Source organism: Halorubrum miltondacostae, assembly GCF_041379815.1.
GTDB classification, from domain to species: domain Archaea; phylum Halobacteriota; class Halobacteria; order Halobacteriales; family Haloferacaceae; genus Halorubrum; species Halorubrum miltondacostae.
In genome coordinates this window covers 25,411-44,947 of the sequence record NZ_JBEDNY010000004.1, presented here as the reverse complement: position 1 = coordinate 44,947, position 19,537 = coordinate 25,411, and the positions used below count along the sequence as shown (strand labels likewise).

13 protein-coding genes and 1 tRNA gene are annotated in these 19,537 nt (G+C 69.0%); 7 read left to right on the top strand and 7 right to left on the bottom strand.

Features of this window, described 5'->3' with window-relative positions; genetic code table 11:
- Window positions 1-600 precede the first annotated feature (600 nt).
- The 3 genes from ABNG04_RS12340 (at window position 601) to gltB (ending at window position 7,325) form a co-directional block, all read left to right on the top strand.
- A complete protein-coding gene (locus ABNG04_RS12340) occupies window positions 601-2,082 on the top strand; it encodes a dermokine domain-containing protein (protein WP_371162719.1) in 1,482 nt (493 codons plus the stop codon).
- Window positions 2,083-2,185: 103 nt separating this feature from the next.
- Complete coding sequence (locus tag ABNG04_RS12335) at window positions 2,186-2,353, top strand: HEWD family protein (RefSeq protein WP_371162718.1); 168 nt, start codon at window positions 2,186-2,188, stop codon at window positions 2,351-2,353.
- Window positions 2,354-2,585: 232 nt separating this feature from the next.
- Window positions 2,586-7,325 (top strand): glutamate synthase large subunit, encoded by a 4,740-nt coding sequence (gltB, locus tag ABNG04_RS12330; protein WP_371162717.1) that lies wholly within the window; start codon window positions 2,586-2,588, stop codon window positions 7,323-7,325.
- Window positions 7,326-7,349: 24 nt separating this feature from the next.
- On the opposite strand, the gene ABNG04_RS12325 is transcribed toward gltB, so the two are convergent.
- Entirely contained in the window at window positions 7,350-9,479 is a 2,130-nt protein-coding gene (locus ABNG04_RS12325) for an ABC transporter ATP-binding protein (RefSeq protein ID WP_371162716.1), read from the bottom strand.
- A 369-nt stretch (window positions 9,480-9,848) separates the two neighbouring features.
- Between ABNG04_RS12325 and ABNG04_RS12320 the strand changes: the two genes are divergently transcribed.
- The 3 genes from ABNG04_RS12320 to ABNG04_RS12310 all read left to right on the top strand — a co-directional run bounded on the left by ABNG04_RS12320 (window position 9,849) and on the right by ABNG04_RS12310 (window position 11,274).
- A complete protein-coding gene (locus ABNG04_RS12320; RefSeq protein ID WP_371162715.1) occupies window positions 9,849-10,388 on the top strand; it encodes a type II toxin-antitoxin system RatA family toxin in 540 nt (179 codons plus the stop codon).
- A gap of 72 nt (window positions 10,389-10,460) precedes the next feature.
- Window positions 10,461-10,532 (top strand) — tRNA-Ala (locus ABNG04_RS12315).
- A gap of 313 nt (window positions 10,533-10,845) precedes the next feature.
- The gene (locus tag ABNG04_RS12310; RefSeq protein WP_371162714.1) at window positions 10,846-11,274 is read left to right on the top strand and encodes a hypothetical protein; all 429 of its coding nucleotides are present in this window, start codon (window positions 10,846-10,848) and stop codon (window positions 11,272-11,274) included.
- Between the two features lie 186 nt (window positions 11,275-11,460).
- Here the strand turns inward: ABNG04_RS12310 and ABNG04_RS12305 are convergent, their stop codons facing one another.
- Both ABNG04_RS12305 and ABNG04_RS12300 read right to left on the bottom strand, forming a co-directional pair.
- Window positions 11,461-12,987, bottom strand: coding sequence for an Ig-like domain repeat protein (locus ABNG04_RS12305; protein ID WP_371162713.1), 1,527 nt, complete (start codon window positions 12,985-12,987; stop codon window positions 11,461-11,463).
- Window positions 12,988-13,121: 134 nt separating this feature from the next.
- Entirely contained in the window at window positions 13,122-14,882 is a 1,761-nt protein-coding gene (locus ABNG04_RS12300; protein WP_371162712.1) for an L-lactate permease, read from the bottom strand.
- A gap of 250 nt (window positions 14,883-15,132) precedes the next feature.
- On the opposite strand from ABNG04_RS12300, the gene ABNG04_RS12295 reads away from it, so the two are divergent.
- Complete coding sequence (locus tag ABNG04_RS12295; RefSeq protein ID WP_371162711.1) at window positions 15,133-15,660, top strand: PAS domain-containing protein; 528 nt, start codon at window positions 15,133-15,135, stop codon at window positions 15,658-15,660.
- A 36-nt stretch (window positions 15,661-15,696) separates the two neighbouring features.
- On the opposite strand, the gene crtID is transcribed toward ABNG04_RS12295, so the two are convergent.
- From crtID to ABNG04_RS12275, 4 genes are all read right to left on the bottom strand, one after another.
- Window positions 15,697-17,265: a bifunctional phytoene desaturase/3,4-desaturase gene (crtID, locus tag ABNG04_RS12290; RefSeq protein WP_371162710.1), complete on the bottom strand. Its 1,569-nt coding sequence runs from the start codon at window positions 17,263-17,265 to the stop codon at window positions 15,697-15,699.
- 84 nt (window positions 17,266-17,349) lie between these two features.
- Complete coding sequence (locus ABNG04_RS12285; protein WP_371162709.1) at window positions 17,350-18,027, bottom strand: metal-dependent hydrolase; 678 nt, start codon at window positions 18,025-18,027, stop codon at window positions 17,350-17,352.
- On the bottom strand, window positions 18,028-18,696 hold the full coding sequence (locus ABNG04_RS12280) for a hypothetical protein (RefSeq protein ID WP_371162708.1): 669 nt from the start codon (window positions 18,694-18,696) through the stop codon (window positions 18,028-18,030).
- 42 nt (window positions 18,697-18,738) lie between these two features.
- Entirely contained in the window at window positions 18,739-19,503 is a 765-nt protein-coding gene (locus ABNG04_RS12275; RefSeq protein ID WP_371162707.1) for a sensor domain-containing protein, read from the bottom strand.
- Window positions 19,504-19,537 lie beyond the last annotated feature (34 nt).

The following is a 19,537-nucleotide window of genomic DNA, read 5'->3' as shown; positions in this document are numbered from 1 at the left end:
AAGCGTGTAGATGCGATCATCTCAGAAACTGGAAAATACACGGTGACTCAAGATTCTAAAATTGGATTTGACCTTCCGGCTCAAAGAGATTATCACCTCTCAAAAGATGCGGGCGATTCTGGACAATACATAAACACCTCTAATTTAACCCGCATACGCGAATTAGATACTGATAGTTTACCGCAGGGCCGCTATTCTCTGAACTATAGTTCTACAGATAGTAACACCACAGTCCAGATTCTTAGTTCAAAACTCTCAGTTGAACCAACTGACACGGTCAGTAAGTCTCAGATTCCCGTTAGTATCGCAGCAAATGGCACTGAACGGACTGCTGTTCTCAGTCTTTTAAATTCAAGTACAACCAAAGTATATCAGAAAGAGCTACTTCTGGAAAACACGACGAACACCAGTGTATCCATCCCTGTTTCCCAGCCCGGGAACTATACCGTCAAAGTACGCGACCTAAACACCGGCATCACTGCTACGCAAGATGTTGATGTTGTCAAAAACAGAACATCTACGCTCCGCACAATATCTTCATATAATCGTCACAGTGGGAGCCACTTTGATCTATCTCTGAATTCAACATATGCCCGCTCATTGGTTCGACTATCTGGGTATGACACCTCTACCACGCTCAAACTGAAAACCTCCAATAATGGCCCGACGCCAGTCAGGCTCAACACCTACGCGACACCCGGGTCTCCCTCCGAGTTCGTCTCCACCGGACCCGGGGTCAGCGTCGAGTCAGTCGAGGGTGACACCAGCCACCTCTCGCCTGGAACGTACAACCTCACGCTGCGGTCGGAGCACGGCACCGCAGTCACCAACGACACTGCGACGATTACCGTCGAGCCCCGCTCGACGGACGACCTCTCCGTGTACACCACGCGGCGTGTCGCCCCCGGTGGTTTCGGAAACGCGAGCGAGGTTCGCGACGCGATCGCCGACGGTACGCTCGCTCCCGCGACGTTCGCCACCGCGAACGACACGGTCGTGTACGCGGTGAACGCGACCGGTCTGACCGGACTCTCGGCGAGCGCGAACGCCTCGCTCGAGCGCGGTGCGGACCTCGCACGACTCGACGCCCTCTCGTTCGGCGTCGCGCCGACCGACGCGAGTAGCGGCACCGTCGACGCCGCCACCGAGGGACTCGGACGAGTGCCGAACGAGTCCGCGGTCCACCTCGACCGTCGCGGCCTGTACCTCGTCGCCGACGGCGAGCGAGCGTTTGGGACCGAGACGCCGCCCGCGACCGGCCGGTCGTTCGAAGCGACGTTCCGTGTCGACGACAACCGACTGCGCCGGACCGCTGCGGACGACGACCACCGCGTGACGGCCCCGCTGCGCTACGAGTCAGCCGCTCCGGCCGACGGCGGTGGGAACGCGACGGAAGGCGATACGCTGGAGGCTACCCCGGTGAGCGACGCGCCGACCGACCCGGAAGCACCGAGCGCTTCCGGACCGTCGGGTAGCTCCGGTGCGTCAGTCGAATCCGGCGCGTTGGGTGATTCCGGAGGACCGAGCGGAGCGACCAGCGGCGGGTCGACCGCCGGCCGTTCCCCGGTCGGCGGTTCGGGCGGTACTGGAGGTGCCGCTGACTCTGGCAGCTCGACCTCAGACGGCAACGGTACCGAGTCGAGCGTCCAGTTCGGGACCGGCGGGTCACCGGACTCGGCTGCGAACGGTTCGACCGCCGGGCCGGAGGCTGGGATACCGATCGCTCCCGGCGCGTCCGAGCCCCTCCCCACGATGGGTCCGTCGAAGCCCTTCGGGACTGGCCGGTTCGACCGCGGCGCGAACGGCCCCTCGTCCTTCGGGTCGGGCCCGGTCGACGACGTGCCGGCCGGCGGCGGCGAGCGGGATGACAACGACGCGGCCGGGGCCGACTCGGCGACGGCGGCCGACTCGCTGGGGGAAGGCGACTCCTCTCCCGACGAGACCGCCGCGCGTGATCTCGGGTACGACGAGGCGCCGATCCGATCGACCGCGTACGACCTCCCAGGGTTCGGTCCCGTCGCGTCGGTCGCGGCCTTTGCCGCTGCGTCACTGGTCGCTCGGCGTCGGGGGCGCGGGTCGTAACGCGTCGCACCCGTCGGTCGGTCCGGCCGCGCGCCTCCCGAACGGGGCCCGCGGCCCGCCGACCGTCGGTACGCTTTTGCGCGGCCACACCCTTCGACTCGGTATGAGCGTGACAATCACACCGCCGAAGGAGCGCGCGTGCGAACTCTGCGGGCGCGAGGAGCGGTGGGACGACGAGGCCGACGGGTGGCGTATCGCGGACGACCCCGGCAACGTCTACTGTATCCACGAGTGGGATATCAACGGGACGTTCGTCCCGCTCGAAGAGTGAATCGCGCTTGAACGTTCTGCCACTTCTCTCGGAAAACGTGAAACGTTCGGAGTGTGTCGCCGTCAGATGAGATAGTTTGGTACTCGCTACCGCGTAACTTCTGATCGATCTCGAAGTGTGTGATCTATTCACCACCCGTTATGAATGATTACCTTATATTCCCTAATGTGTGTACGATGGATCCTACCCCTATCAGGGTCATACCTTTAAGCGCTCACTAGTGAAGGTACGTATGACCAAGTCACGTAGTACCACCCGAGGCGTACGCGACTCGGAGTCCTCGGGTCAGGAGGGGGGACTTGCGGACCCGACGGACGACCGTTCGAACTGCGGCATCGGCGGAGTCGTCGACCTCGACGGCGCGCCGACGCACGAGACCGTCACCGACGCGGTCTCGCTGCTCGAGAACCTCGAACACCGCGGGACGACTGGCGCGGAGGAGAACACGGGCGACGGCGCGGGGATCATGGTCGCGCGACCCGACGAGTTCTTTCGCGGGGTCGTCGACGCCGACCTGCCGGAGGAGTACGCCGTCGGCTCCGTGTTCATGCCGCCGGAACCCGGCGTCCAAGCGGAGATACACGACGTCATCGCCGAGGTGTGCGCGGTCTACGGGCTCGAAGTGCTCGCGTGGCGGTCCGTGCCGACCGACAACTCGGACCTCGGCGCGACGGCGCTAGACTCCGAACCCGAGGTGTCGCAGGTGTTCGTCGCGCCCGTCGAGGGCGCGGGACTCGCCCAGCGCTTCACCGAACCGGAGAACCGAGCCGACGACGCCGACCCGGACCTGCTCGGCTTCGACCGCGCGCTGTACGCCGCCCGCCGCGAGATCGAGAACGCGGTGTCGGGCGTCGAGGGTGCCGGCCGCTTCTACGTCTGTTCGCTTGACCGCCAGCGCGTCGTCTACAAGGGACTGTTGAAGGGGTCACAGCTCGCCGACTACTACCCGGACCTCACCGACGAGCGGTTCGCGAGCCACGTCGCCTTAGTCCACGCGCGGTTTTCGACGAACACGCTCGGCGCGTGGCACCTCGCGCACCCGTACCGCAACATCGTCCACAACGGCGAGTTCAATACGATCCGCGGGAACGTCAACTGGATGCGGGCCCGCGAGAGCGACCTCGACCACCCGGCGTTCGGGGCCGAACTCGACACGATCAAGCCGGTGATCGACGACCCGAACCAGTCCGACACCGCGAGCGTCGACAACGCGCTCGAACTCCTTCTCCAGACCGACCGCGACCTCCCCCACGCCCTCCGGATGCTGATCCCGGAGGCCTTCCGCGGCGACGACCTGATGGAAGACAGCCGCGCCGACTTCTACGACTACCACGCGTCGCTCGTCGAGCCGTGGGACGGCCCGGCCCTCGTCATCGGCTTCGACGGCGAGCAGGTCGCCGGCGTCCTGGACCGCAACGGGCTCCGACCGTGCCGCTACGAGGTGACGACCGACGACCGCCTCGTCGTCGGCAGCGAGGTGGGCGCGCTCCCGACGGAGCCTGCCGACGTGCGCCGCCGCGGGCGGCTCCGGCCCGGCGAGATCTTCGTCGCCGACCCCGAGGCGGGTCGGATCGTCCCAGACGACGAGGTGTTCGAGGATCTCACCGACGAGAAGTACGGAGAGTGGGTTGACGACGGTCAGGTCGACCTCGACGAGATCACCGACGAGGACGACGCCGCGATCGGCGTCGGCGGGCGCGGCGACGCGCCCGATGACTCGGAGTCGGTCGACGCCGAAGCTGCGGACGACCCGGACGGCGCGGACGCCGACGAACCGGAACCGGCCGTCCGCGCCCACCAGGCCGCGTTCGGCTACACGACCGACTCGCTGAACCACCTCGTCGAGCCGATGGCGAAGGACGGGAAAGACCCGGTGGGGTCAATGGGCGACGACACGCCGCTGTCCGTGCTCACCGACGTCGACCGTCCCCTCTTCACCTACTTCAAGCAGCTGTTCGCGCAGGTGTCGAACCCGCCGATCGACTACATCCGCGAGGAGCTTGTCACCTCGCTCGAGACGCGGATCGGGAACCAGCGCAACCTGCTCGCGGAGACGCCGGAACACGCCGAGCAGATCGTCTCCGACTCCCCGGTCCTGACGGACGCCGAGACGACCGCGCTCCGCGACCTTCCCGGTCCGGGCGAGCGCCGTCTGGGCGACGGCGACGCCGGCGGCGACGGTCCCGGGTTCAGCTCCGTGACCGTCGACGTCACCTACGACCGCGACGACTCCCTCGTTGCCGCCGTGAACCGCGTCCGCGAGGACGCCGCGGCCGCCATCGAGGACGGGGCCGACGTCGTCGTCCTCTCCGACCGCGCCGTCGGTCTCGATCGGCTCGCGGTGCCAAGCCTGCTCGCGACCGGCGCGGTCCACCACCACCTCGTCCGGAGCGGGCTCCGCAACCGCGCCGGCATCGTCGTCGAGTCCGGCGAGCCCCACGAGGTCCACCACCTCGCGACGCTCGTCGGCTACGGCGCGGACGCGGTCGACCCGTACCTCGCGTACGCCTCCATCGCCGACGTGGTCGCCGGTCCGGACGGGGCCGCGGAGGAAGAGGCGCTCGCCGCGTACCGCCACGCGCTGGAAGACGGCCTCCTGAAGACGATGGCGAAGATGGGCATCTCGACGATGGAGTCGTACCAGGGCGCGCAGATCTTCGAGGCGGTCGGCCTCGACTCCGACTTCGTCGCCGAGTACTTCGAGGGGACGGAGATCCGCACCGAGGGGATCGGGATCGAGCAGATCGAAGACGACCTCCGGACCCGCCACGCGATGGCGTTCGGCGCGGACCCCGAACTGGAGACGATCGGCGAGTACGAGCACCGCTCGTCCGGCGTGAAACACGGCTGGAACCCGCAGACGGTCGGGACCCTCCAGCAAGCGGTCCGGGGCGGCGACTACGAGCAGTACCAGGAGTTCGCCGACCTCGTCAACGACCAAACCGAGGAGCTCCAGTCGCTACGCGGCCTCCTGGAGTTCGACTCCGACCGCGACCCGGTCCCGGTCGAGCAGGTCGAGCCGGTCGAGTCGATCGTCGAGCGCTTCTCGACGGCCGCGATGAGCCTCGGGAGCCTCTCGCCGGAGGCCCACGAGAACAACGCCATCGCGATGAACCGGCTGGGCGCGAAGTCGAACACGGGCGAGGGCGGCGAGCCCCCGGAGCGGTTCGACACCGAGAAGGAGTGTACGGTCAAGCAGGTCGCCTCCGGTCGCTTCGGCGTCACCTCGGAGTACCTCGCGAACGCCGAGGAGCTCCAGATCAAGATGGCGCAGGGGTCGAAGCCGGGCGAGGGCGGCCACCTCCCCGGCGAGAAGGTGAACGAGATGATCGCGCACGTCCGGTGTTCGACCCCGGGCGTCGGGCTCATCTCGCCGCCGCCACAACACGACATCTACTCGATCGAGGACCTGAAGCAGCTCATCTTCGACCTGAAGGCCGCGAGCCCCGAGGCCGACGTCAACGTGAAGCTGGTCTCCGAGGCCGGCATCGGCACCATCGCGGCCGGCGTCGCGAAGGCGAACGCCGACGTCGTCCACGTCTCCGGCCACGACGGCGGGACGGGCGCGTCGCCGAAGACCTCGATCAAGAACGCCGGGCTCCCGTGGGAGCTCGGCCTCGCGGAGGCGAACCAGATGCTGCGCGCCACCGGGCTGCGCGACCGCATCCGCGTCTCCGCCGACGGCGGGCTCCGGACCGGCCGCGACGTCGCGGTCGCGGCCGCGCTCGGCGCGGAGGAGTACATCTTCGGCACCGCGTCGCTCGTCACCTCGGGCTGCGTGATGGCCCGGCAGTGCCACGAGAACACCTGTCCGGTCGGCGTCGCCACCCAGCGCGAGGACCTCCGCCAGCGGTTCCCCGGCCAGCCGGACCACGTCATCAACTACATGACGTTCATCGCGCAGGAGCTGCGCGAGATCATGGCCGAGCAGGGGTACACCGAGCTGGAGGAGTTCATCGGCCGGCCCGACCTGCTCTCCCAGCGCGAGACGGACCACGAGAAGGCGAAGCACCTCGACCTGTCGGCGGTGATCGCCGAGCCCGCCGGCGAGTCCCGCACGAAGGTCCGCGAACAGGCGCACGGCGGCATCGACGACCTGCTCGACTGGGACCTCATCGACGAGGCCGCGCCGGCCATCGAGGACGGCGCGCCGGTCGCGCTCACCCGCGACGTGCGGAACGTCGACCGCGCGGTCGGCGCGACGCTCTCGAACCGCGTCGTCTCCGCGCACGGCGGCGACGGGCTCCCGGACGACACGGTCTCCTGCCGGTTCGACGGCGAGGCCGGACAGAGTTTCGGCGCGTTCCTCGCGCCGGGGATCACGATGGAGCTGTCGGGCGCCGCCAACGACTACGTCGGCAAGGGGCTCTCCGGCGGGCGCATCGTGATCGACACGCCCGCCGAGGCGTCGTACGACCCGACCGACAACGTCGTCGCCGGGAACGTCTGCCTGTACGGCGCCACCGCCGGCGAGATGTACGTCAACGGCGTCGCCGGCGAACGGTTCGGCGTTCGTAACTCGGGCGTCAAGGCCGTCGTCGAGGGCGTCGGCGACCACGGGTGCGAGTACATGACCGGCGGCGTCGTCGCCGTCCTCGGCGACACCGGTCGCAATTTCGCCGCCGGGATGTCCGGCGGCATCGCGTACGTGTACGACCCGGACGACCGGTTCGACGACCGCGTGAACCGCGGCATGGTATCGGTCTCCGAGACGCTCGGCGAGTCCGACGAGCGGATGCTGCGGCGCCTCGTGGAGAACCACCGCGCGTACACCGACAGCGAGCGCGCGGCCGACCTGCTCGACGACTGGAACGCCGCGCTCGACGACTTCGTCCGCGTCTTCCCGGACGCGTACGCCGACGTCATCGCGGAGGGCAAGGGCGCCGACGTGCGCGAGGAGCCACCAGCGCCCGCCGCCGCGGTGCCGGGCGCCGACGCCGACGCGGCCGGGCAGATCTCGGGCGACGACTGAGACGCAGAGAAGAGAGACCGCCGGTCAGTCCAGCGACTCCGAGTCGACCTCGCTCTCGGTCGCCCGCTCGACCGCGCGGTCGACGTGGCGCTCGCGGGCGCGCTCAACGAACTCCTCCGGCAACTCGTCTATCTCGCCGGCCTGAACGCCCCAGAGCTTCGCGTAGAGGCCGTCCGCCGCGAGCAGCTCGTCGTGGCTCCCCCGCTCGACGACCGCGCCGTTCTCCAACACGAGCGCGGTGTCGGCGTCGGTGACCGTCGAGAGCCGGTGCGCGATGACGAACGTGGTGCGGTCGGCCGCGAGCCGGTCAAGCGAGCGCTGGATCAGCATCTCGGTCTCGGTGTCGACGGCTGAGGTGGCCTCGTCGAGGATCAAGATCGCGGGGTCTTGGAGCACGACCCGGGCGATGGCGAGCCGCTGGCGCTGGCCGCCGGAGAGCTTCACGCCGCGCTCGCCGATCCGCGTCTCGTAGCCGTTCGGCAGCGAGTCGATGAACTCGTGGGCCTCCGCGGCCTTCGCGGCCTCGACCACGCGGTCGCGGACCTCGCCCTCGTCGACGTCCGCCTCGTCGATCCGCGTGAACCGCCCGTAGCGGATGTTCTCGGCGATGGTGCCGTCGAACAGCGTGGTGTCTTGTGCCACGTAGCCGACCGACGAGCGAAGGCTCTCGACGGTCACGTCGCGGACGTCATGGCCGTCGACGCGGATCGCGCCGTCGGTGACGTCGTACAGCCGGAGGAGGAGCTTGAGCAGCGTCGACTTCCCCGCGCCGGTCGGCCCGACGAGCGCGACGGTGTCGCCCGGGTCGGCCGAGAAGGAGACGCCGCTGAGGACCTCCTCGTCGGCGTCCTCGGGGTCGACGAGCGCGTTCTCGGGGTACGCGAAGGAGACCTCGTCGTACTCGACGGCCCCCGCGACGCCGCCGTGATCGGTCGTGTGGGCCGTCGTGTTGGTGGCGTCGACGCCTCCGCGGTCGCCGGTCGTGCCGTCGACCGTGCCGCCGGCGTTGCGGCCGCGCTGGCTTCCGCCGTCGCTCCGCGTCTCGCCGCCGAGTTCGATCGCGTCGTCGTCGTCCTCGATGCGGACCGGGATGTCTCGCAGGCCGAACACGCGCTCGCAGGAGGCCTTCGCGTTCTCGTACTGGTCGATGATGTTCGACACCTCCGCGAGCGGGGCGACAAACTGCTGGGTGAGCAGGACGAACGTGACGAACGTCCCGACGGTCAGCTCCGTCGTGAAGGGGCCCGGCGGGCCGTTCGCGAGCCAGAACCCGCCGACCGCGAAGGTGGCGGCGAACGCCAGCCCGGCGAGCAGCTCCATCCCGGGACGGTAGACGTAGTTGAGCCGGAGGATCGACATCGTGCGCCGGAAGTACGAGAACGAGGCGTCCTCGACCCGCTCGCTCTCGTGGGCCTCCGTGTTGGAGGTCTTCACCAGTTCGACGCCGGAGAGCGCGTTCTCGAGGGCGGTGTTGAGGTCGCCGACGACCGAGCGCTGCGCGACGTATCGGGGTTCGACGGCGCGCATGAACCACAGCGTGAAGAGGAACATCAGCGGGATGGCGGCGAGGGTGATGACCGCGAGTTCGTAGTTGTAGTAGACGAGGACCGTCGCGATGCCGACCACCATCACCCCGAGGCGCGCGGAGTTCTGGAGCGCGTTGTCCAGGAACACCTCCAGGTTCGAGGCGTCGTTGTTCAGGACGGACATGACCTCGCCGGTCTGTTTGTCGTCGAAGAAGGTCATGTCGAGCCGCTGTATTTGGTCGAAGGAGTCGGTGCGGACCGCGTGCATCACGCGGTGCGCGAAGTTGTTCGCCGCGATGCCGTACACGTACGTGAACACGCCCGTCACGATGAACGACCCGAAGATGAGGATCACCGAGAGGCGGAACTGCGCGGCCTCCGCGGTCGGCAGCCACGCGTCGGGGACGATCGGGAGCGTGTAGGGGCCGGTGCCGGTGAAGACGGCGTCGATGGCGACGCCGAGGACGACCGGCGGGATCAGCCCCGCGACCCGGGCGACGACGTTGGCGATCATCCCGATCACGAGCCAGTGCACCTCGGAGGCGCCGTACTCGCGGAACAGCCGCCCGAGCGGTCGGTCCACCCTGTCGCGGTACACTTCGAAGGCGTTGCGGTCGTCGGCAGCCATAGCCGTACGAGCGCCGGAAGCCCCATGTATCCGGCGGCCCGTTCCGGGTTCCGACGACGCGAATCTCGACCCTCGAGGAGACGAACAAACCCACCTGAATACAGTGGCGCGCGCCTCCGAGCGCCCGGGAGGGCGCGAGGAGCGCGTGCGAGGGAGTCGCGGTCGCCGGAGCGACGCGGAGGCGACTGCGACGAGGCTGGGGAGGTGTGAGGAGCGGTGCCGTGCGGGGCGCGAGTCCTCGCGGCTGGGGCTTCGACGGTGTTCGCCGTCACTCCGCAATCGGCCGCGACTGTGACGGGAATCACCCCAGAGCCGTCGGTCGGGTTCGGTCGCCGGACGGTTTAATAAGCGTCACGCGAACCCACGTACGTGGACGAACTCGTCGTGAGCACGGAGGTGTACGCCGACCCCGAGGACGTGTACGCGTTCCTGCTCGACTTCCCGCAGTACGCGAACTACTCCGAGTACCTCCGGGAGGTCCGGACCGTCACCGGCGACGGCGGCCCCGGCACCCGGTACGCGCTCACGTTCGCGTGGTGGAAGATTTCCTACACCGCCCACTCTAGGGTGACAGGCGTGGAGCCGCCCGAGCGGATCGACTGGGAGATCACGAAAGACATCGACGCCGGCGGGCGCTGGCGGGTGACGCCGACTGCGACCGACGGGGGCGACGAGCCCGACGGCGACGCCCCCTGCGAGGTCGCGCTCGAAGTCGAGTTCGACCCCGGCTCCGCCAGCCCGGACGCGCTCGACCTGCCGCGGCTCGTCTCGTTCGACTGGGTGTTGAAGAAGGCGATCCCGCTGATCAGAGGCGAGGCGGAGCGCGTCGTCGAACGCGCTGTCCGCGATCTTGAGGGATCGCACCGCGACGTCGACCTCGACGTGTACGTCGATTCCGACCGGATCTAACCTTGCGGCGCAGCGCCGTCGCCGAGTCGAAGGCCTTAATATATCCAGCGGGGAACGAACGAATGCGTTCGAGGGCTCGTAGATCAGTGGTAGATCATCCCCCTGGCACGGGGAAGGCCCGGGGTTCAAATCCCCGCGAGTCCATTCGTTCGCTCAGTCATTCCCTCGCGTGGTCCCACTCGCTCGCTGCGCTCGCTCGCGGGACCCCCGCGAGTCCATTCTGACAATCTGATCTACAAGCCGCTTCCAAACTCTACCGGGTGTGTCCGGTCCTGATGATTTAAACTAGTTGATGGGATTATCGTCAATATGCCAGAACTGACCGAACCCGATCTCAATCGAAAGGAAGCAATTGTTAGAGACTATTTGTTACCGCTCCTTTCCAGCGACTTTAGAGAACCTGCTGACACGGATGAAAAGAATGTTGCTGTCATGAGATCAATTCTCGCTAAGCAGTATGTTGAACTCACAAATATCGGGCCCCATCTGGAAAACAGGTCTGATTCTTGTTGTGTACGATTTCGGGTTTCAGATGAACTCTATGGTTTATGGACTCGTAATTGGTGCCGTTGGAAGCTTTGAAATTGCCCTTTCTAATTTCTACACTCCTGAAATCCTCGCAGAGGAAACGTTTGAGAAATCAAGGGAGATCCGATCTGAGATCGTAGCAAAAGCCGAGCGCACCGTGAGGACTAACGTAGGGTTGGCTGGCCTCGCATTTGGCTTCCTGCTTCAAGTGTTCGCGATCTCGGGGCCGCTTCCACCTGAACTGTTCGGTCAGAACTATCTGTTGGACAGGTTCCCGAGTTGGGCTGGGTTCCTCCTAACGCTCACTGCGATCAGCCTCATGTCCAGGGTGTCCTCAGGAATGCTAGATTCGACGTAGATCCAGAACTATGTACCACTACACGAGTATTACCAACGGCACACACTGCCGGCAAAGCTAGTACAACATTACCTTACTGCCCGCGCATTTGATTTTCTCGTCCGGATATTGAGGATACCCCAATGAGGTCGCAGCCGCCACAGGGCGAGCCCTCAGTCACCCGCGCCGTTTTCACTGCCCTCTTGCTCACGTCGGCCACGCCTCCCGCTCCCGGCGGTCCGTCTCCCCCGAGAGCTCCGGCGGCACCTCCTCCAACAGCACCGGCGCGAGCGACGCACCGACGTGCCACGCGACGACCTCGCTGTCTAACCCCTCCAGGCGCACGTCCTGTTGCCCGTAGAACTCGCCGTCGACCGTACAGGACCCGCCGCCGTCGGCGAAGCAGACGTCGCCGCGGTCGTCGTAGGTGATCTGGACGTGGGCGTCGCGCGCACTGTCGACGAACTCCCACGCGAACTCGTCGCTCCCTCTGATCTCGTCGCTGGCCGCGAAGTAGTCGAGCGCCTCGGCGACTTCGCCTTCGACCCGAGTCGGAACGTCTCCGCTCTCCGCGCGGAGGTGGACCTTCACCGGGCGGTGGGTCGCCAGCGTGCTGGTCGCGTTCATCAGTCCGGCGGGCTCCTCGCCGTGTTCGAGCCCCTGGACGTGGCCGAGCTCGTGGATGATCGTCGCGTTCATCTCCGCGTCCGAGATGTTCGGCTCGACGGTCGCGGTCATCGGCGTCCGCGGCTCGTCGACGAGCAGGTCGGCGCAGCCGAAGTACCGCCCGTCGCCGTCCTCTACCCCGCAGCGGTCCACGCGATCGAACCGGAGGACGACGTCGGCGCGGTCCGCGTCGGCCACCCGCTCGTACGCGACCGGATAGCCGAGGTACCGCTCGTCGGTCCGCTCCCAGTACCCCGTCGCGGCCGCGACGACCGCGGTGACGTTCCGGTCGACCGCGTCGTCGTCGACGTAGAGACCGAGCGTCGTCTTCCCGTACGGGCTCGGGTGGACCACCGACACGGTTCGCTCCCGCGTCCGGTTCGCAGTCGTCAAGACGAGCGGGTGGTCGCCACCGTCCAGTCCCACGTCTGCGAAGGAGACGGACACCCGCGTCTCCGCGCCACCGTCTAGCGCGACCGTCCGGTTCGCGCTCGCGGCGTTCCCGTATCGAACCTGGACTGTCTGGTTGCCAGCCACGTCGCCGGCGTTGGTCACGGTCGCCGTCACGGAGAGGTCCGCGCCGTAGTCGACGCTGTCCGGGGCATCAATGTCGGAGACGACGAACGTCGCCGCCCGCGGCTCCTCGACGACCAGCCGCCGGGTCGCGTTCGCGTCCCCCACGCTCACCCGCAGCTCGTGCTCGCCCGGCTCGAGCGTCGCCGCGTCGACCACGGCCGTCACCGTCATCGTCCCGGTCGCCGGGACGGACCGGTTCTCGGCGAGCAGCGTCGCGTCGTCGACCCGGACCGTCGTTCGAACCGGCCCGAGCGTCTCGTTCGAACCTCCCGCGCTCGCCGAGTCGCCGCCGTCCGCGATCTCTGCCCACCGCACGGTCGCCTCGACCGTCGCGCGCTCGTCGTGGCCGAGCGACTCGGGCGCGGAGACCGATTCGATGGACGGGGACGGGTCGCCGAGCGGCTCCGCTCCGCTGAGCCCTCCGCCTAGGCCGCCGCAACCGGCGAGGACGACGAGTAGTGCGACGGCGGCGACGGCGGCGGTGGTACGCATCGTTCGTCCCGTTCTCGGAGGCGGAGACACATAACCTTCGTTTCACTCGCCGGTCACCTGTGGCGCCGACGGGCCAAAGTCGGACGCGAGGACGATACGCAGGCGGGGGTCGCCGCCCTCCCTCTTGCCGTCCGTCAGAACACCGCGGGGAACAGCAGGTAGACGAACCCCGCGGTCAGTACGCCGCCGAAGCCGATGTAGTAGGCGACGGGGATCAGGTTCAGCCGGACGACCCGCCCGGTCTCCCCGACGAGCCCGACCGTGGCGAGCGCGGCGATCACGTTGTGGATCGCGATCGTGTTGCCGATCGCGGCGCCGATCGTCTGGGCGCCGACGAGCAGCTGCGTCGAGAGGCCGAGCTCCCGCGCGATCTCGAACTGGAACGCCGCGAACGTCACGTTGCTCACGGTGATCGAGCCCGCGATGAACGCGCCGAGAGTCCCGACGGCGGGCGAGAGGAGCGGGTACGCGCCCCCGAACGTCGAGGCGGTCGCGTCCGCGAGGACGACGATCATGCTGCCGTCGGCGGTCGCGCCCGGGTGCGCCGCGGTCTGGAGCATCACCTCGACCATCGCGATGACGAACACCAGCGAGACGGCGGGCGAGACGATCTTCTCGCCGGCCTCGCGCCACGCGCTCGTCACGCCGTCCGCCGACATCCCGAACACCGGCACCGCGATCAGCGCGCTGGCGAGGAGCCACGTCCCGGGGACGTACGCCCAGCCGATCGCCCCGTCGATGGTCGTGCCGAAGACTCCCGACGCGGCGATCGTCATCCCCGGCCCCTCCTGGAGGAACGTCGCGACCGGCCCGATCACGCGCGTCCCGATGAGGAGGACGACGAGCACGACGTACGGCGACCACGCGCGGACGAGCGACATCTCCGTGTCCCCCTCAAGGCTCCCAGCCCCCGTTGCCGCGTCCTCGGCGTCGACGCTCGCCTCGGTCGACCCGTTCTCGCCGCCCGGCTCGATGCCGCCCACCCAGTGGTCGGGCCACTCCTCGCGGGGCGGGAACTCCCACTCCTCGTCGGGCAGCAGGTAGCCCGCGCGAAGCGTGGCCACCACCACGCCGCCGCCGACCATCGCCGCGATCAGTGACGGGAGCTCCGGCCCGACGAACCACGCCGCCGCCGCGTACGGGACCGCGAACGCGGCCCCGGCGAAGAGACACAGCGGCGCGACGGCGAGCGCGGGCCCGAGCGACCGCTCGTCCGGGTCCGTCGCCCCGAAGAAGTACACGACCATCGCCACGGCGAGGAACGGCATGAAGAGCCCGAGTAGTCCGTTGTACACGGCTGCCCACCCGCCGGCGGCGGTCGAGTACGTCGCCACCGACTCGAAGCCGCCGCCGGTGATCGCGTCGGCGACCGCGCCGAGCGGCTGCTCGAACCCGACGATGATCGGCGTCCCGACCGCGCCGAACACAGTCGCGACCGCGTGGCCGATCAGCGCGGCGACGACCGCGGCGAACGCCGGGAACCCGAGGGCCAGCAACAGCGGCGCGACCACGGCCGCGGGGGTGCCGAAGCCGGCGACCCCCTCGATGAACGTCGCGAGGAAGAACCCGAGCAGCACCACCTGAACGCGCCGGTCGTCACTTATGGACGCGAAGCCGGCGTTGATCCGGTCGACCGCGCCGGAGTTCATCAGCGTGTACAGGAGGACCAGCGCGCCCAAGACGATCCACAGGATCTCGACGGCCGCCATCGCGCCGCTCACCGAGGCCGCGAGGATCCACTCCACCGGCATCCCCCACGCGAGGAACGCCACCGCCGCGGCCGCCGCCCACGCGACCGGCATCGCTCGGGACGCGGGCCACAGGAGCCCGACGAGGAGCGCGGCGACGACGACGAGCGGCACCAGCGCCAGCGGCGCGCTCGCGCCGAACGTCATCGCCGTTCACCCCTCGCGTCCCGGTCGCGGCGTTCCCTCGCCGCCGCGGTCCGAAGCAACCGAGCGCCGTCCGCCGACTTTCTCCGTCGACTCATGTCGGTCTATGTGAATTATCTGTGTAATAAACGCCACGGCCGATTCCCGCGGATCGGGTGCCGACGCCGCGTCCGTGATCCGGGTCGAGCCCGCGTCACCGTCCCCGGTCGCCCGCGACCGATACCGGCTTGTCGCCGCGCGACCAAGCGTGCGCGTGACGCTCCGACGCGACGTCCTCGCGGCGATCGACGCCGACCGCGGCGCCTTCCGGACGCGGGTCTCGGCGCTGACCGACGAGCACGGTCTCGACGTCGACCCAGACCCGACCGACTCCGAGCACCCCGCCGACCGGACCGAGCGCGAGGCGATGCTCGTCGACCGCGTCCGCGCGCTCGACGACCTCCCGCTCGGGCTCACGCTCACCGGGCCGGCGTACCGCGACACGCCCATCGTCTACGTCAACCGCTGGTTCCGGGAGTGGACGGGGTACGCGCTCGACGAGCTCCGCGGACGGAATCCCCGGTTGTTCCAGGGAGCGGACCCCGACGCGGACGCCCGCGCCGACTTCCGCGAGGCGCTCTCGACGTGGTCGACGGTCACCGTCGAGCTCCGCAACCGACGCCGAGACGGGACCCAATTCGCGAGCCGCGTCTCGCTGCGGCCGCTGTTCGGCGACGCGGGCACAGTTACGCACTGGATCGCCGCCCAACAGCCGATCGAGGCGGATGAAGCGGACGAATAGTCGATCAGTGCTGGTTTTTCCGACCGCCGCGCCCCCTCACCGCAGCGTCGACGTCGGCACGACCGACGGGAGCACGCCGCTCCCCGTTACGTCCTCGACGACCGCCTCCGAGACGTGCTCGCCGCTGAGCAGGCACATCGGCATCCCGATGCCGGGGTTGGTGTACGCCCCGACGTAATAGAGCCCGTCGACGCCGGGCGCGCGGTGCGCGGGACGGAGCGGCCCGGTCTGTTCGAGCGTGTGCGACAGCGCCAGCGCGGTGCCGCGGGGCGCGTTAAATCGCTGCCGGAAATCGGAGACGCAGGCGGTCTCCTCGAAGACGATCCGGTCGCGGAAGTCGACGCCGGCGTGCTCCGCCAGGTCGTCGAACACCAGCTCGCGGAACCGCTCGCGCGTCTCCGGGTCGTCGTCCAAGCCGGCGGCCAGCGGGACGAGCAGGAAGACGGCCTCGTGGCCGTCGGGGGCCGCCTCCGGGTCCGTCTTCGAGGGGACGTGGACGTAGTAGGCGGGGTCGTCCGGCCACGCCGGCTCGTCGAAGATGTCGTCGAAGTGCGGCCGCCAGTCGGTCGGGAACACGAGCGTGTGGTGGTCCAAGTCGACGTCGCCCTCGACGCCAATGTACGAGAGGTACGCCGAGGGGGCGTACGTCCGCGACTCCCAGTACGACTCGCGGTCGACGGTCCCGGCCGGGAGGAGGTCGCGCTCGACGTGCGGCGGCGGCGCGTTCGCCACGACGCGGTCGAAGCGGTCGGTCGGCTCCCCGCTCTCGGTCTCGACGCTGAACGTCGGCGTCGCCGCCGGGACCGAGGGCTCGATCGCGGTCACCGGCTCGCTCGTCCGGATCGCGACGCCCACCTCGCGGGCGAGGTCGGCCATCGCGTCGACGACGCTCGCGATCCCGCCGATCGGGTGGTAGACGCCGAGGTTCATGTCGACGTGGCTCATCAGCGTGTAGATGGCCGGCGTGTTGTACGGCGAGCCGCCGAGGAACACCAGCTTGTACTCCGCGATCTGTCGGAGCTTCTCGCTGTCGAAGTAGTCGCCGACGTAGTCGTCCATCCCGCGGAGCTTCGGCAGCGCCCGCCCCGACCGGAGCACGTCGGTGTCGACCATGTCGCGCAGCCGCGAGCGGCTCGGGTAGACGAACCGGTCCATCCCGAGCTCATACGCCTCCGCGGCGTCCGCGAGGTACTCGTCGAGCACGTCGCCCGCGCCGGACTCGTACGACTCGAACAGCGCCTTCTGGCCCTCGCGGTCGGCCGGCATCGACGCGCGGTCGCCGTCCTTCCATATCACCTCGTACAGCGGGTCGAGCTCCACCAGGTCGTAGTAGTCGTCGCTCGACCGCCCGAAGTGCTCGAAGAACCGGTCGAACACCTCCGGCATGAGGTACCACGACGGGCCGGTGTCGATCCGGAACCCGTCGCGCTCGATCCGTCCGGCGTACCCGCCGGGGTGTTCGTTCCGCTCGAACAGCGTCACGTCCGCCCCCGCGCCGGCGAGGTACGAGGCCGCCGAGAGCCCGCCGAAGCCGGCTCCGACGACCGCGATCGACTCCCCGGCGAGCGGCTCGCCCGACAGGTCCGCGTCCGGTTGGGGTGGCATTACGTTCTCCTACGCGTCCGGGGACGTTTACCCTGCGGTCATACCATGTTAGGGCCGCCGCAGTCCCCCGATTTCACCCCCGTATCAGTCGCTGTCCGCGATGCCGTCGCCCTGGAGCCGCCGCGCGCCGAGCGCGAACAGCCCCAGCCCGATCAGGTAGAGCCGCCACCCGGCGTTCGCCACCGGGAACCGCCGGTCGACCGGCTCCTCGACGTCGAGGTCCGGATCGCGCGGCTGGACGGGGTTGTTGACGTGGACGGACTCGCTGGTGCCGCCCGCGCCCGCGTCGACGGTCCGCGTCCCGGTCTCCGGGTCGACCCGCACGTCGACGAACGTCTGGACGAAGCCGTCGGCCGTCGAGTAGAACGCCTCGCCCGCCAGCTTGAAGAACCGGTCGCGGAGCGGCCAGAACGCATTCACCCCGTCGAGGTGCGTCCAGTCGATCCCGACGTGCGCGAACGCGTGGACGAAGAGGGCGACCCACGCGACCGCGATCCACCGCGGCGAGAGCCGGTCGCGGACCCACGACCGCTCCCGGACCCGGGTGTCGACGTACAGCGCTAGCGCGGCGACCGCGGGGAAGACGAAGTTGTGGCCGACCGTCCGGTGCGCGCCCGGCATGACCGCCCCGAGGAAGCTGTCCGCCTCCGGCAGAACGAGCACAACGAGCAGGACCGCAAGCGCCCGCCGGTCGAGGTCGTCGCGCAACAGCGCCGCCGCGAGCAGCAGGGCGAACCCGGCGTGGACGATCGTCGAGGGCATTCAGCCCGTCACCTCCCCGTCCCGGTGCCGTGACCAGAACCGGACAGCGAGCGTCGCGACCGCGGCGGCGACGACGACTAACTGCCACCCCGCCTCGACGAACCGGAACTCGCGAGCGCCGCTCACGTCGAGCCCGGGGCGCCCGTCCGGGTTCACCCACGAGGCGACCGGGTCGGCGACCGCGCCACCGACGCTCCGGAGCGGCAACGCGCCGGCGCCCTCGGTTCCCGAGATCAAGAACGTCTGGACGACGCCCTCCCGCGTCGAGAACACGAGCCGCCCGCGGACGACGTAGCGCGCGTCCTCCAGCGGGTAGAGGAGCGCCGCGCCCTCGCCGGCGAACAGCGCCGCGCCGATCCCGGCGACGACGTACGACGCCAGCGCGACCCACGCCACCCGCGCGCCGCGGTGACCGAGGCGCCCGCGGAGGGCCGACGCCGGCCGCAGCGCCGTGTCCCAGTAGAGCAGTCCGCCGGCAAGGAGCGGCACCCAGACCGCGTGGAGGAGGGCGTTGGTCGCGCCCGGGACGACGAGGCTCGCCGCCGCGTCGAGCCCCGGGAGGAGCGCGGCCGCGACAACGACCGCGACCGCGCGCCGGTCGAACGCGCGACCCAGCAGCGCGGCCGCGAGCAGCGCGCCGACCGCCGCGCTCACGAGCGTCGGGGCCATACCCGTCCTGACGCTCGGAGGCGAATAAGCGCTCCGGGCGGATCAGTTCGCCCCGTCCCGATCGCCCGTCGCGCCGGCGTCGCCGTCGTCGTTCCCGCCCCGGTCGACCGCCTCGCGGTCCACGGTGACGGCGTCGGCCTCGCCGCCGGCGTCCGCCCCGCCCTCGACGCCGAGCAGCGCGACGGCCATCGACCGAGCGCCGCCGGCGATCAGGTTCGTCAGGTGGAGCCCGAGCAGGACCCCGACGACGCCGACGACGGCGGCCAAGGCGGCCTCGGGCGCGGCGTCGACCGTCCACACCACCGGCTCGCCGTTCACCTCGCCGAACTGCTGGGCGAACGGGTACCGCACCGGCGCGGCGATGAGCGGGAGCCCGTTCCCGAGGACGAGGATCGGCGCGAACGCCAGCAGCGCGACCCAGAGCTTCAGCGAGAGGAACCCGAGCCCCCGCCACGTCGACGGCGCCGCGAGGTACGCCCGGACGCTCGCGGTCGAGCCAGCGCTCCCGTCGTCCGCGGCGGCGGGGAGGTCGTCCGGCGCGACCAGCTCGGTGCCGAGCAGCCGGTTCGCGAGCGACCGTTCGAGGCCGACGACGAGCCGCGAGCCGATCACCGTGACGATCAGGACGCCGATCCCGACGAGGACGACGGAGAGGACGAGCCCGAACACGAGCGCGAACGAGACGACCCCCGCGTAGACGGGCCACAGGACGAGCGCAACGAGCAGGTACAGCAGGTGGCGATACGTGCGGCCGTCGGCGACGACGCCGACGACCGGGAGGGCGGCGAGCGGTCGGAGGGAGACCATACCGCGACGTGTCGCTCGTCCGAAAAAAATCGGT

Bases quoted from the DNA above. Each gene is read 5' to 3' on its own strand.
- ABNG04_RS12335 (WP_371162718.1), top strand. From the start codon at position 2,186: ATGAGCGTGACAATCACACCGCCGAAGGAGCGCGCGTGCGAACTCTGC.
- gltB (WP_371162717.1), top strand. From the start codon at position 2,586: ATGACCAAGTCACGTAGTACCACCCGAGGCGTACGCGACTCGGAGTCC.
- ABNG04_RS12325 (WP_371162716.1), bottom strand. From the start codon at position 9,479: ATGGCTGCCGACGACCGCAACGCCTTCGAAGTGTACCGCGACAGGGTG.
- ABNG04_RS12310 (WP_371162714.1), top strand. From the start codon at position 10,846: ATGTTGAACTCACAAATATCGGGCCCCATCTGGAAAACAGGTCTGATT.
- ABNG04_RS12305 (WP_371162713.1), bottom strand. From the start codon at position 12,987: ATGCGTACCACCGCCGCCGTCGCCGCCGTCGCACTACTCGTCGTCCTC.
- ABNG04_RS12300 (WP_371162712.1), bottom strand. From the start codon at position 14,882: ATGACGTTCGGCGCGAGCGCGCCGCTGGCGCTGGTGCCGCTCGTCGTC.
- crtID (WP_371162710.1), bottom strand. From the start codon at position 17,265: ATGCCACCCCAACCGGACGCGGACCTGTCGGGCGAGCCGCTCGCCGGG.
- ABNG04_RS12285 (WP_371162709.1), bottom strand. From the start codon at position 18,027: ATGCCCTCGACGATCGTCCACGCCGGGTTCGCCCTGCTGCTCGCGGCG.
- ABNG04_RS12280 (WP_371162708.1), bottom strand. From the start codon at position 18,696: ATGGCCCCGACGCTCGTGAGCGCGGCGGTCGGCGCGCTGCTCGCGGCC.
- ABNG04_RS12275 (WP_371162707.1), bottom strand. From the start codon at position 19,503: ATGGTCTCCCTCCGACCGCTCGCCGCCCTCCCGGTCGTCGGCGTCGTC.